12 protein-coding genes and 1 pseudogene are annotated in these 12,996 nt (G+C 67.1%); all 13 read right to left on the bottom strand.

Going from position 1 to position 12,996, the window contains the following annotated elements:
* Positions 1–280 precede the first annotated feature (280 nt).
* The 13 genes and pseudogenes from AC1RMY_RS06955 to AC1RMY_RS06895 all read right to left on the bottom strand — a co-directional run bounded on the left by AC1RMY_RS06955 (position 281) and on the right by AC1RMY_RS06895 (position 12,972).
* Complete coding sequence (locus AC1RMY_RS06955; RefSeq protein WP_492863220.1) at positions 281–1,330, bottom strand: hypothetical protein; 1,050 nt, start codon at positions 1,328–1,330, stop codon at positions 281–283.
* A gap of 179 nt (positions 1,331–1,509) precedes the next feature.
* Positions 1,510–3,072, bottom strand: a complete 1,563-nt coding sequence (locus AC1RMY_RS06950; RefSeq protein WP_492863219.1) for a Do family serine endopeptidase — start codon at positions 3,070–3,072, stop codon at positions 1,510–1,512.
* A gap of 151 nt (positions 3,073–3,223) precedes the next feature.
* Positions 3,224–3,409 carry a DUF2065 domain-containing protein gene (locus AC1RMY_RS06945; RefSeq protein ID WP_492863218.1) on the bottom strand — a complete coding sequence of 62 codons (186 nt, stop codon included), beginning with the start codon at positions 3,407–3,409 and terminating at the stop codon, positions 3,224–3,226.
* 20 nt (positions 3,410–3,429) lie between these two features.
* The gene (hflC, locus tag AC1RMY_RS06940; protein ID WP_492863217.1) at positions 3,430–4,356 is read right to left on the bottom strand and encodes a protease modulator HflC; all 927 of its coding nucleotides are present in this window, start codon (positions 4,354–4,356) and stop codon (positions 3,430–3,432) included.
* A complete protein-coding gene (hflK, locus tag AC1RMY_RS06935; protein WP_492863216.1) occupies positions 4,353–5,516 on the bottom strand; it encodes an FtsH protease activity modulator HflK in 1,164 nt (387 codons plus the stop codon). The genes hflC and hflK overlap by 4 nt, the downstream gene beginning before the upstream one ends.
* 152 nt (positions 5,517–5,668) lie before the next feature.
* Complete coding sequence (locus AC1RMY_RS06930; protein ID WP_492863215.1) at positions 5,669–6,184, bottom strand: dihydrofolate reductase; 516 nt, start codon at positions 6,182–6,184, stop codon at positions 5,669–5,671.
* Between the two features lie 3 nt (positions 6,185–6,187).
* The gene (locus AC1RMY_RS06925) at positions 6,188–6,670 is read right to left on the bottom strand and encodes a GNAT family N-acetyltransferase (RefSeq protein ID WP_492863214.1); all 483 of its coding nucleotides are present in this window, start codon (positions 6,668–6,670) and stop codon (positions 6,188–6,190) included.
* Positions 6,667–6,939, bottom strand: a pseudogene (locus AC1RMY_RS06920) (thymidylate synthase); the annotation flags it as partial. The gene AC1RMY_RS06925 and the pseudogene AC1RMY_RS06920, both read right to left, overlap by 4 nt.
* 707 nt (positions 6,940–7,646) lie before the next feature.
* Complete coding sequence (locus tag AC1RMY_RS06915; RefSeq protein WP_492863213.1) at positions 7,647–8,129, bottom strand: YHS domain-containing (seleno)protein; 483 nt, start codon at positions 8,127–8,129, stop codon at positions 7,647–7,649.
* Positions 8,130–8,144: 15 nt separating this feature from the next.
* Positions 8,145–8,630 (bottom strand): hypothetical protein, encoded by a 486-nt coding sequence (locus AC1RMY_RS06910; protein WP_492863212.1) that lies wholly within the window; start codon positions 8,628–8,630, stop codon positions 8,145–8,147.
* 20 nt (positions 8,631–8,650) lie between these two features.
* Positions 8,651–10,057 (bottom strand): tetratricopeptide repeat protein, encoded by a 1,407-nt coding sequence (locus AC1RMY_RS06905; protein ID WP_492863211.1) that lies wholly within the window; start codon positions 10,055–10,057, stop codon positions 8,651–8,653.
* A 69-nt stretch (positions 10,058–10,126) separates the two neighbouring features.
* Positions 10,127–11,323 (bottom strand): OpgC family protein, encoded by a 1,197-nt coding sequence (locus AC1RMY_RS06900; protein WP_492863210.1) that lies wholly within the window; start codon positions 11,321–11,323, stop codon positions 10,127–10,129.
* Positions 11,323–12,972 (bottom strand): thiamine pyrophosphate-binding protein, encoded by a 1,650-nt coding sequence (locus AC1RMY_RS06895; protein WP_492863209.1) that lies wholly within the window; start codon positions 12,970–12,972, stop codon positions 11,323–11,325. The genes AC1RMY_RS06900 and AC1RMY_RS06895 overlap by 1 nt, the downstream gene beginning before the upstream one ends.
* Positions 12,973–12,996 lie beyond the last annotated feature (24 nt).

Raw genomic sequence — 12,996 nt, 5'->3', positions numbered from 1 at the left:
GACGGGAGCCTGAATGAATGCGGGTCGACTTGCAGGCGTCCCGCCCATTCCTTGAATAGCAGATCATCGGGCCGCCGACCTTGAGTTACCAGCGCGCCGGGAGGCGCGCTCGGAACAAGCGGCGACATGGAAGTCCGGCAGGCCGGATAAGGCTTGCAGATCGGCGGTTCGGCCGCCGCCGGAGGATTGGCCTGATCGGCGGGTGGCTGCGTAGGCGCCTGCTGGGCCCGGCCGGGCGAAGCCAAAGCGAGGCAGCACAAGACAGCGAGAGCGGCGCATTTCATTGCAGGGCCTCCTTCTGCGGCTGCGATGGCTTCACCGCCGCCGAGATGGCGCGAAATCCGAAGACCACGGGCCGGTTGAAGACCTGATCCAGCTGAGCCGTCTCGCCACTGCCGCGTCCGTAGCCAACGGAAGGAACCGCGCCGGCCTCTCCCGCGGGCCGGCTCGCGGCTTGACCGACCGCAACCGCCTGCAGCGCGTCCCGTCCGCGCCGCTGCTTGATCTCCCGTGTCATGAAGACGTGGCTGATCAGCCGCAATTGTAGTTTGACCTGATAGCCGCCATTGCGCGTGGCAAGGACGACGTCGCCAACGGCAAACGCCATCACCCGGCGCAGGAACTCGTCGCGACAGTAGAGTTGTGTCTCCTCCGCTGCGCACCATTCATCGAGCCTGCCTGCGGCCACCGGCGCTGAGACGCCATAGGTTTCGGCCACCGGGATGCGCAGTTCCTCGACATCGGACTGGCTTTCGGCGAAGCCGAGAGCGGTCCAGAACGCGGAGAACTGGCCGCCGCCCTGCAGGGTCCGCGTGATCGTGACGCCCGGAAAGGCCGCGAGCGACAACCGTATCCGATCGTTCGGCTTGTCGCCCCCCTCCTCGGTTTCCATCAGGCCACGTGCCGATTGCCCCGGCTTCAGTTCCGCCGTGGCGGCAAAGACCGGCCGCCCGGCAGCCTCCGCCACCATGTCGGGGCGCAGATTGATATGGCCGATCCGGACGCCGCGCCCGAGCAACGGCCTCTCCTCGGCACCGGCGACAACGGCCCACACATCGCCGACCCTGATGTCCTCCGCCGGGGGAAACACAGGCGTGATGCCCAGCCTTGCGATGCTCGTATTCCAGACCTCTGCGAGTTCGGTTTGCTCGAGGTCGAGGCTGCGCTTGCTCAGGACTCGAAAGGCGACGACGAGCAGCAGGGCCAGCGCGAGGATGAGGAAGGCGTGGCGGTAATAGCGGACGCTCCCGCCTCTCGCCCAGGTCAAAAAGCGACCGACGGCCGCCTTGAAGCGGTCGATCCATCCCCGCCAGTCGATCCCGAGCGGCATGTAGGGCGATCCAGTGCGGCCACGATGCGAGACTGGTCGGTGCCGGCAGCCATGCCGTCTGACCTACCGTCATCATAACCCGAATTAAGCATCCATCAGCCCCGATTGCAACCGCGGCGCGCAAAAAGAAAGGCGCCCTGCAGCAGGGCGCCTCTCCAAACAGGAATGACCGAATTCGGTCAGTTCATCGACACGGCGACGAAACGGACTTCGCCCTGGGCGTTCGCGACCAGGAGCAGGGCCGACTTCTTGCCCTCCTTCTTGAGCGCATCGAGCCGCTTGGTCACGTCCTCGGGCGAATTCACCGCTTCCTGACCGATCTCGACGACCAGCTCCCCGACCAGCACACGCTTGTCGGCGGCGTTGGAGTTGGGATCGACCTTGGTGATGATCACGCCCTTGACGCCGTCCTTGATCGAGTAGCGCTTGCGGAGCTCCTCGGTCTGCGGCGAGAATTCGAGCCCGAGCGCGGTGGTGACGGCGGGCTTCGCGGGTTCGGCCGGCGTCCGGGCCGAAGCCGGCTGGACCTTCTCGCCGTCCTCCAGACGGCCGAGCTTGACCGTCTTCACCTCTTCCTTGCCCTTGCGCATGATCGTGATCGGCACGTCCTTGCCGACCGGCGTCGCGGCGACGATGCGCGGCAGGTCGCGGGAATCCTTGACCTCCTTGCCGTCGAACTTGGTCACGACGTCGCCGACCTCCAGGCCGGCCGGCTTGGCCGGGCCCTTGTCGTCGATGCCGGCGACGAGGGCGCCCCGCGCCGTGCCCAGGCCCAGCGCCTCGGCGGTCGCGTCGTCGACGCTCTGGATACGCACGCCGAGCCAGCCGCGACGGGTCTCGCCGAATTCCTTGAGCTGGTCGACGATGTTGCTGGCCAAGGCCGACGGCACGGCAAAGCCGATGCCGACCGAACCGCCGGTGGGCGACAGGATCGCCGTGTTGATGCCGATCACCTCACCCGCCATGTTGAACAGCGGCCCACCCGAATTGCCCTTGTTGATGGCAGCATCGGTCTGGATATAGGTGTCGTAGGGACCCTGCTGGATGTCGCGATTGCGCGCCGAGACGATACCCGACGAGACCGAGCCGCCCAGCCCGAACGGGTTGCCGATCGCCATGACGGGATCGCCGATCCGCATCTTGTCGGAATCGCCGAACTTCACCGCCGGCAGCGGCTTGTCGTGCTTCACCCTGAGTACCGCGAGATCGACCTTCGCGTCCTTGCCGATCACCTCGGCCTTGAGGCGCAGGCCACTGTTGAAGATCACGGTGATCTCGTTGGCGTCGCCGATGACATGGTTGTTCGTGACGACGATGCCGGACGCGTCGATCACGAAGCCTGAACCGGCCGACTGCGAACGGCGCTGCTGAGGCGCCTGGCCCTGGCCTTGCTGGCCCTGCTGCCCCTGTCCACGACGGTTGAAGAATTCCTCGAACAGATCGCCGAAAGGCGTGTCGGGGCCGAGCTGCGGAATCTGCGGCAGGGTCCGGCCGCGCGTATCGCTCGTCGTCACCGCCGCGATGTTGACCACTGCCGGCATCACCCGTTCGGCGAGATCGGCAAGCGACACCCGTCCCTCGAGGATCGGCGCCGACGCCGTCTGGGCCGGGGCCATCACCGGGGCCGCGAGCAGGGAAAGTCCCCCAACGCTCGCCACCAGCATGGCCCGGCGCGCGCGGGACGCCAGGGAGGGCGAGGCCGAAGCCGGAGAGCCGGAAGCAGAGGCGAGATAATTTGCCATCAGTGTCCTCGTGAAAGAAAATTCGGGCGAGCCGCTCGGCGCGAAAAGCTAACCTAAAATGAAGCGCTAACCTAGATTGAACCCCGAATTGCGGCGGAAGGTCGACACACGAGCATGCTATCGAACACGATCGCGTGCGCCCGTCGCGGCTTCAGCCCCGGGCGAACCAGACCAGCAGGACGCCGAGCACCGCCGAACCGAGGCCGATCAGTCTCATGCGTTCCGGCGGCGTCTCGGCGGCGCTGCGAAGCGCATCCTTGGCGAGGTTCGGCACCGCTGCGAACAGGATGCCTTCAATCGCGAAAACCAGGCCCAGCGCCGCGATGAAATCGAACATACGCGACGCCTATGGTGGAATCAGGGCCGTGCCGGCGCCGGCGTCGCCGGCGTGGCTGGAGCCGCATCACGCCGGGGCGCATTGGGGCCGTTGAAGAACCGGAAGAACGGCGAATCGGGAGACAGCACCATCTTGGTATCGCCCGGCTTGATGCTGGCCTCATAGGCCTGCATCGAGCGATAGAAGGTGAAGAACTCCTCGTCCTGTCCGAAGGCTTCGGCGAAGACGCGGTTGCGCTCGCCCTCGCCCTCGCCGCGGATCTCGTCGGAGCGGCGCTGCGCCTCGGCGACGATCACGGTGGACTCCCTGTCGGCTCTCGCCCGGATCTCCTGCGCCTGCTGGGCGCCGAGCGCACGGGCTTCGGCCGCCTCGCGCTGGCGTTCCGTCTGCATGCGCTGGAACACCGCCGCCGAGTTCGCCGCCGGCAGATCGACGCGGCGCAGGCGGACATCGACGACCGTCATGCCGAAGCGGGCCGCCTCACGGTTCACCTCGTCGCGGATGCGGTTCATCAGGCGTGCCCGATCGTTGCGGACCATCGAGGTGAAACTCGCCTCCGCCAGGACGCTGCGGACATTGCCGTTCACGATCGAGGCGAGCTGCGAGTTCGCACGCGGGATGTTGTTGACCGCCTGGTAGAACTTCAGCGGATCGGAGATGCGATAGCGCGTGAAGGCATCGACCACCAGGCGCTTCTGGTCGGAGGCGATGATTTCCTGTGCCGGCAGGTCGAGATCGAGGATGCGGTTGTCGAGCAGGGTCACCTGCTCGAACGGCGCCGGCAGCTTGAAATAGAGGCCGGGCTCTGTGACGACGCTGCGCACCGCGCCGAAGCGCAGCACGAGCGCCGACTGCGTCTGCTGGACCACGAAGGTCATGGCGTAGAAGACGACGGCCACGATCGCGAGGACGACGAGCAGGCCGATGCGGATGATGCCGCCGTTCATCGGACAGCTCCCGTCTGGGGGGCGCCAGGAGCGGGGCGCCGCTGCTGCAACTGGTCGAGCGGCAAATAAGGGACGACGCCCTGCCCGCTGCCCGAATTGTCGAGGATGACCTTGTCGGTGCCGCCGAGGACGCGCTCCATCGTCTCGAGGAAGAGACGTTCGCGGGTCACGGCCGGAGCCTTCTTGTACTGCTGATAGACCGCATTGAAGCGGCTCGCCTGTCCGAGCGCCTCAGCGACCGTCTGCTCCTTGAAAGCTTCGGCCGCCTGGACGAGCTGGGCCGCGCGACCACGCGATTCCGGCACGACGCGGTTGGCATAGGTCTGCGCCTCGTTGCGCAGCCGCTCCTGGTCTGCTCGCGCCGCCTGGACGTCGCGGAAGGCGTCGATGACCTGTTGCGGCGGATCGACCTTCTGGAGCTGCACGAGGCGGATCTGCACGCCCGCATTGTAGCTGTTCAGGGTCTCCTGCATGAGCTGGCGCACCTCGGTCTCGATCGCGGCGCGGTCCGTCGTCAGCACCGGCTGAATGTTGCGCCGGCCGATGATCTCGCGCATCGCGCTCTCGGCCACGGCCTTCACGGTCCCCGGCGGATCCTGGATGTTGAAGACGTAGTTCTCCGGCGCGGCCGGATCGATCTGCCACTGCACGATCACGTCGATGTCGACGATGTTTTCGTCGCCGGTGAGCATCAGGCTTTCCTCGATCACGTCGGACTGGCGCGAGGCGCGCACGGATTCGACGGTCCGGAAACCGACCTCGGTGGTGATGACGTTCGTCACCTGCGGCTTGATCACGCTGCCGATCGGATAGGGCCAGTTATAGTTCAGGCCTTCGCCGGTCTTGCCGATGAAACGGCCGAAACGCAGGTTGAGGCCGACCTCGTTCGGGCGGACGATGTACCAGCCCGTCAGCAGCCAGACCGCGATCAGGGCGAGAATGCCGAAGATGAGGCCGCGGCTGCCGAGATTGCCGCCCGGCATCATGTTCCTCAGCCGATCCTGGCTGCGGCGCAGGATGTCCTCCAGATCGGGCGGGCCGCTATTGCCGCCGCCGGAGCCGCCGCCCCAGGGACCGCCTCCGCCGCCGCCGCTTCCCCCGCGCTGGCCCCAGGGTCCGCCCCCGTTGTTGCCGCCGCCGCTCTGGTTGCTCCAAGGCATACTCGCGCCGTTCCCTTTCTCAGCCGACCGCCCTGCAATAGGCGAATGGCGGTCGTTTGTCAGCGCCCACAGCCGGAGCGTGCTGGGCTGAATTGGGCATGGGCCATGGATTCGTCAACGACGCAAGGCATTCATCATCAACGCAAACCCGTTCAGGCCCGGCGGCGAAACGTCGCGAAGGTAAACGGATGCTCGTCTTCGGGGCCGGCCGGGTGGCTTTCGCGCCCCTCGGCAGCGAAGGCCGAACGGTCCCATTCGGGAAACAGCGCGTCGCCTTCCGGCGTCGCATGGACCAGCGTCAGCTCCAGCCGATCGGCCAAAGGCAGCGCCTGGGCATAAATCTCGGTGCCGCCGCCAATGATGACGGAATGCGCGCTCATCGCCTGCCCCAGCACTTGCGCCTTGGCCATGGCCGCCTCGAGAGAATGCGCGACGTGAACGCCTTCCGCGCTGAAATGCGTGTCGCGCGTCAGGACCACCGTCTCGCGCCCGGGCAACGGCTTGCCGATCGAATGGAACGTCTTGCGTCCCATGATGATCGGACAGCCCGTAGTCAGGTGGCGGAAGCGCCTGAGGTCAGTCTTCAACCGCCAGATCAGGCGGTTGTCGTCGCCGATGACGCCGTTATCGGCGATCGCCGCGATCAGGACGACGGGAAGCTGCGTCATCGTTCAACCCTCGCCCGCCAGCCGCGCCAGCGCCTCGCCATCGAGCCGCTTCACGGTCCACTCGTCCTGCGCCTTCGCGCCGATCGAGCGGTAGAACACGCGCGAGGGCTCGTTCCAGTTCAGCACCCACCAGGCGAGGCGCGGCAGCCCCTCGGCGACGCAGCGCTTCGCCAGCGCCGCGATCAGCGCCTTGCCGATGCCCTTGCCGCGCAGATGCGGGTGCACGAACAGATCCTCCAGCCAGATGCCGTGCCGGCCGCTGAAGGTCGAGTAGGTGTAGAACCACACCGAGAAGCCGGCCGGCTCGCCATCCCATTCGGCAATGTCGCAAAAGGCGCGCGGGTTCGCGCCGAAGATCGCCTCGGTGATCTCGGCCTCTGTGGCAACGACCTCATGCGCCAGCCGCTCGTAGTCGGCGAGCGCCTTGATGAACCCGAGGACGAGCCCGGCCTCGCCCGGTCGCGCGGAACGTATAACGAGGCTCATACCGCAATCGGCGCCCTGATCGCCGGATGCGGGTCATAGCCCTCGATCGTCACGTCGGCGAAGTTGAAATCCTCCAGCCGCGTCATATCCGGATTCAGCGTCAGCGTCAGCGTCGGCAGCGGCCGCAACTCGCGCGCAAGCAGCAGCTTCGCCTGGTCGAGATGGTTCACATGGAGATGCATGTCGCCGAAGGAATGCACGAACTCGCCGACGGCAAGCCCCATCACCTGCGCCACCAGCGCATAGTTCGCGATGTTGAACGGTTTTCCGGCCAACCCTGTTTTGCTCCGAATCGCTATGATGGCTGCGTCTCCCTTTGGGGTGAGTAATTCGGAAGCGCTTTGACTGCAGCTTTCGCTTACACGACGACTGGGGCTTGTGCACAAGGCTTGCCCGGCGCGCCCAATAGCGCTGTAGCCGGGCAAGCCTTGTGTGCAAGCCCGGATTATCCTCACCACGCCTCAGATCCTACAGAATCGACATGAAATTGAGCAATCGGCGTCTTGGTACAGGTTCAAAGTGCAAAAGGTTGCTGACAGGAAATCGGGTGCCATTGAATATGCAAACTAACCTCATGAAGAGAGAGGCATAGTATTGCCGCGATTGTCGGTCGAGGTCCGCAATCAGATAGGCGACGCTCGGCACCACCGGGCGTCGCTCGTCCTCCAAACCAGCATCGAACGCGGGTGCCGGCAGCGAGCAATCTGAGTGGTTCCGGGATCCTCCAGTGTCGCCGGCTATTGATTGCGCCGGGCCGTCGGTGAATACCTTGGGATTATGAACGGCGCCGCTTGGCAGTCAAAAGCTTGCCTTGATTATCGCCGGCGTGCCCTCCCCGCCTGCGCTCAGGAACTCATTGATCTTGAGCAGGAAAGCTTCCGAATCCGGCCTGTCCCGACTTAGGAAACGTCCGCTTCAGGGGCGGTGTTTTTCCACAGCGCCGTCGCGATGGCCGGCCGGCATGAGGTCCTCCCGGCTAGCGGATATCCTTCGCCGTGAGGCGCGGCCAATTTCCCTCGGCCCGGGCGATATAGATCCTCGTCCGGTGCGCCCAGGTCTCGCGCACGCCGAGATCGTAGTTGAGATAGAGCCTGCCATCGACGATCGACCAGGCTTCCGGCTCGATCTTGACGAGATAGCCGCGCGAGGTGCCATAGGCGCAAAAGCCGCCATAGGCCGGCAGATAGTGCTCCGGATCGGCCTCGAACAGTGCCTTGTGCTCGGCGCTGGCGAAGCGCCAGACGGCGCCGCCATGACGGACCGAGAATTCCGGCTTGCCGAGCTGGGGGCCTCCATTGCGGAAATAGGCGACCGGGTCGTAGCCGCGGATCGCGACACCGTCCGGGGAGCCGAGCGTGTTGACCGGGCGGGACGTGTCCGCTTGCGCATCGGCTTTGGCGGTACCGGCGGCGGCGAACGCAGCGGCCGCGAGACGGATGAATTTGCGTCTGTCGAGCATGGCATCGCCTCCCGCTCAGGTCCGGCGCGCTTCGAGCGCTTCAAAGACGTAGGCTGCGAGCCAACCGTAGATCGCGTGTCCGACGAGGCTCATCACGGAGAGGCGCGGCACGTCGTTCAGGAGGAAGTTCTGGCCGGCCAGAGGCGCGAAGAAGGCGAGCGCGATGAAATAGGTGATCACGCCCCAGATCCAGCCATCGGCCGGCATGCCGAAGCTCTTCACCCAGCGGGTCAGCAGCCAATAGCCGAGGGGGTAGAACAGGAAGCCGGTGACGAAGTGCAGCAGCTTGGCGGTCGGCGTCGACAGCGTCAGGCCGAACTGGTGCGCGAACAGCGACTTCACCAGCTCCGGCGGCTCCAGCGGATACTCGGCGAACCATGCGGTCGGCACCGCCGAGAACAATTCCCAGAAGCCGAGGCCGGCGAAGCCGCCGATGGCGAGGTTGATTACGGTACGGCTGGAGGGCAGCGCGAAGCCCCGGGTCATGGTCGCGGTGGTCATGGCGTATCCTCTCCGTGGGATCAGTGAGCGATGGCGAGCTGGGTGGAAGCGACGGCGAGCGTGGCGACGAGGCCGCTCGTGGTCTTTCCGAGCCGCCCGAGCTTTTCGAGCCGGCGGCTGGCGAAGCGGTTGTGTCCCTTGCGCCGCGCCAGGCGCTCGAGCAGGACGACTGCGGCCCGGTCGTGATTGCCGGACCGGATCAGGCTCTCGGCATAGGCCTGCTCGAATAGGTCGCGCTGCGCATGGCTGCCGCCAACGGCGAGCAGGCCGTCACGGGCAGCACCGAGCAGACGGGCCGCTTCGCCATAGTCGCCTTCGCGGAACGCGATCAGCCCGAAGGCGGCGAGCGCGCCGTTGCGGGCCGCATCGCGCCGCTCGCCGCTGGGATGGGCCTTTGCATCCGTGATCAGGCCACGGGCGATGGCATCGGCTTCCGCGGCATGTCCGGCGCCGAGCAGTGACAGGGCGTAATGCAGGTCGGCGAAGACGAGACAGCCGTCATGGACGCGGCCTTCCGCCCTGGCGGCGAGTTCGTCCCAGCGCTGGCCGACATCGACACCGGCGAATTCGAGCCTTGCCAGCAGCGAGGCGCCATTGGCGATGTCGCGATAATCGTCGGTCGACTCGGCCCGGATCTCCTCGTCATAGAGCCGCAGCACCTCGCCGGTCTCGCCACGCTCCAGCCGGAACAGAGCGAGATGCCAGAAAATATGAAAGCGCAGATTGTTGGCGTGGGCGATGTCGCGGCCGTCGCCGAGCCAGGCGACGCCTTCATCGGCCCGGCCGGTCATCTCCAGCACGTGGGCGACGGCGTGCCGCCCCCAGGCGTCACGCGGGCTCAACTCGACGGCGCGCCGCCCGGCCCGCTCGGCCTCGACATAGAAGCCGCGCTCCTCGAGCGCGAAGGCATGGCAGCCATGGACAAAGCCGGCGAGTGGATGGCTCTCGCCGAAGCCAGGCGCGACGCGGCGCAAGCTCGACAGCATTTCGTCCTGGTCGCCGAGCATGAAGCGGATGCCGTGCGAAAGCTTGAGCGCCAGTACGTCGAAGGGATGGACGAAGAGGATCGCCTCCAGCTGCTCCGCCGCCCGGCGCGGGGCGGCGTCGAGCCAGAGCGCCAGCGCCTCGACGACCATCGTCTCGCGCCGCGTGATCGGCCGCAGGCGCGCCGCCGCATGAGCCCTGGCGAGGCAATCGCGAGCCGGGCCGAGCAACTCGCCGCGCGCCAGAGAGAGCAGCATCAAGCCCTTGGCGGCATGGGCGAGCGCGAAATCGGGATCGGCGGCGAGCGTCCGGGCGAGATGCTCGGGCGTTGCCGCGGCATGGGCCATCAGCGCTTCGAGCGTGTCGTTCCAGGCGAGGCGCGCGGCATCGCTCGCAACGGTGATCCGGTCGCCGGAGAGATCGTGATGAACGGCGTAAGACATGGTCTGCTCCATTGCCGCGCCGCGAAGGGCGCTTGTGAGGGAGTTCGCAGCGGGCCGATCAAGCGGCGTTCAACTCGCTTCACGGACCCGTGTTGCCAGCACGGCGCCCGCGGCCGGTTCCTGCTGCCGCTCGACCACCGGCTTCGGCTTCTGACCCGACCAGGGCGCGCTCTTGAACCAGCCGACCACGAGCGCCGTGGCGAGGATCAGCGCGAAGCCGATGAGGTTGAGTAGTGCCGTGACGGGCTCGCTGCGCCCAGCCATGTCGGCGATCGTGCCCAGCAGCCGCGCCAGCACGACGCTGGCGAGGAAGGCCGCAAGCGATTGCCGGCCGATCAGGATGAGGAGATGACCGGCGCCGCGGTCGAGCCGGTCCCGCCAGGGCTCGAGCAGGCTCAGCATGAGATAGGCGAGCGCCAGGAAGTGCAGCACGCGCAGGATATGCAGGTCTGTCTTCTCGCTGGCGGGGATGACGAGATCGCGGACCGCCTGCGCCGCCGGCCAGTGCTCGAGGATGCCCCAGAAGGACAACGGCATCGAGACAAGAATGAAGAGCGCGGCTGCGAGCATCAGCCGCCGGTCGCCGAGCCGGGGCACCGGCAGCCAGTTCATGCCGATGAAGAAGCCGACGAAGAAGATCAGCTGCCAGGCAAAGGGGTTGAGGAACCAGCCGGCGTCGTTCCAGGGATTGCCGGGAATGTTGAGCCCCCTCCCCCAGACTGCAGCGTAGAGCCCGGCCGCAATCAGGAAGGGCAGCGCGGCGTGAAGGCGCCGCGCCAGCATCATCACCGGTACCAGCGCCAGGATGACCAGATACATCGGCAGGATATCGAGATAGTCCGGCTGCCAGGTGAGCGTGGCGAGGCCGAGCAGGGCGCGTTCCGGATCGGCGAGCAGCGGCTGGAATTGCTGCGCGAGGACGGTAAGGCCGAAGCTCCGGTCGAGTGCGGCTGCAAGCGCGATCAGCGCGAGGACGAGGCCGATCTGTGCCCAGTAGACCTGCCAGATACGGTAGGCGATGCGGGCCGTCCCCAACCAGAGCCCCCGGCGCGCGAAGACGCCGCCGAAGGCGAGCGCACTGGCGAGGCCGGAGCAGAAGACGAAGAGCTCGGCCCCCGAGGAGAAGCCGAAGCGCGCGGGAATCCAGGCGTTCCAGCTATTCGCCGGCAGATGCGCGACGAAGATGATCAGCATGGTCAGGCCGCGAAAGAGGTCGAGCCGCTCGTCACGCGGCCGCTTCGCCGGCGCTGCAGTGAGCGCGGCCATCAGAACGCTCCCTCATAGCCGGAAGCATCAATGCGGCAGGCCAGCAGCGTGAAGCCCTCGCGGCCGAAGGCTGCCTGCGCCTCGCGCGCGAGGGTCTCGCGATGCTCGATTGTAACGCCGTGCCCGCCCATCGCCCGGGCAACGGCAGCGAAATCGGTCTCGCCGATATCGACGCCGGCGCGCGTCAAGCCGAGCTGGCGCTGCTTCAGCGCGATCAGCCCGAGCGCCCGGTCGACGAGCACGACGATGATCACCGGCAGGCGAAGATCGCGCAAGGTCGCCAACTCGCCGAGCACCATCTCGAGCCCGGCATCGCCGACGAAGCAGAGCGTCGGGCGGCCGGAGCCGAGCGCCGCGCCCGTCGCCAGCGGCAGGGCGCAGCCCATGGTGCACAGCCCGCTGGATTGCAGCAGTTGGCGCGGCCCGTCGCAACTCCAGATCTGGCTCAGCAGGATGCGGTGGGCTCCGGAATCGGCGGTGGCGACGGTGCCGGCCGGAACGATCTCGCGCAGGGTTTGGAAGACGGCATGCGGCCCCCATTCGCGAGGGACGGCGAAGGCTGCGCGGAAAGCCGCGCGGATCGCCGCGGGCTCGCCGCCCGGCCAGGTCGCCTTCGCCGGAAGCCCCTCCGCGAGGCGCGCCAGAATCGTGCCGACATCGCCCTCCAGCAGCAGGCTCGATGCGTGCATGCCGTGCTGGACCGGTTCGGCGACAATGTCGATGACCGGCATGCCGGCGGGCCAGGGATGGCGCCAGCCCTGGCGCATCTCGATCGGATCGTAGCCGGCGAGCACGACCAGGTCGGCGGCCTCGATCAGCGGTCGGACGAGGCTATCGGCCTTGGGCGAGAGGCCGACGGCACCGATCACGCGCCGATCATCCTCCGGCACCAGCCCCTTCGCCTTGTAGGTGGTGAGCAGCGGCGCCCCGGTGCTGGCAAGAAAGCGCTCGAGCGCGGCGCCGCCCCCCTGCTCGACGAGATCGAGCCCGGCGATGACCAGAGGCCGCTGCGCCACCGCGATCAGCGCCTGCGCCGACCGCAGATCTGCTGGAACGGTGGGTGCGACCGATGTCAACGCTGGCACGGCACGCCGGATTGCGTCGGCCTCGGCAACCGAGATCGGCAGATCGATATGAACCGGCCCGGGCCGGCCGCGCCGGGCGATGGCGACGGCTTTGGCCACTACCAGGCGCTCGGTGCCGGGAGCGACGCGGAAGCTCGCCTTGACCAGGGGGCGCAGCACGGCCTGATGGTCGAAGACCTGATGCGTGTAGCTCTCGGCCAGAGCCTGATCGACGCAGCCGGTGACGAAGATCAACGGCACCCGGTCCTGCTGCGCATTGGCGACGACATTGACCGCATTGGCGACGCCGGGGCCGAGCGTCGCGACCAGCACGGGCAGCGCACCGGTGGCATGCCAGAGCCCCTCGGCCATGAAGCCGGCGGCATTCTCGTGCCGGGCAAGCTCGAACCGGATGCCGGCGCGCTCGAGCGCATCGACCAGCGCCAGCACCTCGCCGCCGGGGATGCCGAAGGCATGGGTCGCGCCGGCGGCCGCGAGTTGGGCGGCCAGGAGATCGGCCCCGGTCACGACATCGTCCGGACCGCTTCCGGCGGACTCCGCGGCCTCTATCCTTTCGTGACGCATCGTCTCTCTCCGCTTCGCCGCTGC

Source organism: Allobosea sp. GW822-FHT03F07, from assembly GCF_058801345.1.
This window is presented reverse-complemented; position numbering and strand designations above follow the sequence as displayed.

What these genes read in the sequence shown, in the direction of transcription:
- AC1RMY_RS06955 (WP_492863220.1), bottom strand. Translation starts at nt 1,330, where the DNA reads ATGCCGCTCGGGATCGACTGGCGGGGATGGATCGACCGCTTCAAGGCG.
- AC1RMY_RS06950 (WP_492863219.1), bottom strand. Translation starts at nt 3,072, where the DNA reads ATGGCAAATTATCTCGCCTCTGCTTCCGGCTCTCCGGCTTCGGCCTCG.
- AC1RMY_RS06945 (WP_492863218.1), bottom strand. Translation starts at nt 3,409, where the DNA reads ATGTTCGATTTCATCGCGGCGCTGGGCCTGGTTTTCGCGATTGAAGGC.
- hflC (WP_492863217.1), bottom strand. Translation starts at nt 4,356, where the DNA reads ATGAACGGCGGCATCATCCGCATCGGCCTGCTCGTCGTCCTCGCGATC.
- hflK (WP_492863216.1), bottom strand. Translation starts at nt 5,516, where the DNA reads ATGCCTTGGAGCAACCAGAGCGGCGGCGGCAACAACGGGGGCGGACCC.
- AC1RMY_RS06930 (WP_492863215.1), bottom strand. Translation starts at nt 6,184, where the DNA reads ATGACGCAGCTTCCCGTCGTCCTGATCGCGGCGATCGCCGATAACGGC.
- AC1RMY_RS06925 (WP_492863214.1), bottom strand. Translation starts at nt 6,670, where the DNA reads ATGAGCCTCGTTATACGTTCCGCGCGACCGGGCGAGGCCGGGCTCGTC.
- AC1RMY_RS06915 (WP_492863213.1), bottom strand. Translation starts at nt 8,129, where the DNA reads ATGCTCGACAGACGCAAATTCATCCGTCTCGCGGCCGCTGCGTTCGCC.
- AC1RMY_RS06910 (WP_492863212.1), bottom strand. Translation starts at nt 8,630, where the DNA reads ATGACCACCGCGACCATGACCCGGGGCTTCGCGCTGCCCTCCAGCCGT.
- AC1RMY_RS06905 (WP_492863211.1), bottom strand. Translation starts at nt 10,057, where the DNA reads ATGTCTTACGCCGTTCATCACGATCTCTCCGGCGACCGGATCACCGTT.
- AC1RMY_RS06900 (WP_492863210.1), bottom strand. Translation starts at nt 11,323, where the DNA reads ATGGCCGCGCTCACTGCAGCGCCGGCGAAGCGGCCGCGTGACGAGCGG.
- AC1RMY_RS06895 (WP_492863209.1), bottom strand. Translation starts at nt 12,972, where the DNA reads ATGCGTCACGAAAGGATAGAGGCCGCGGAGTCCGCCGGAAGCGGTCCG.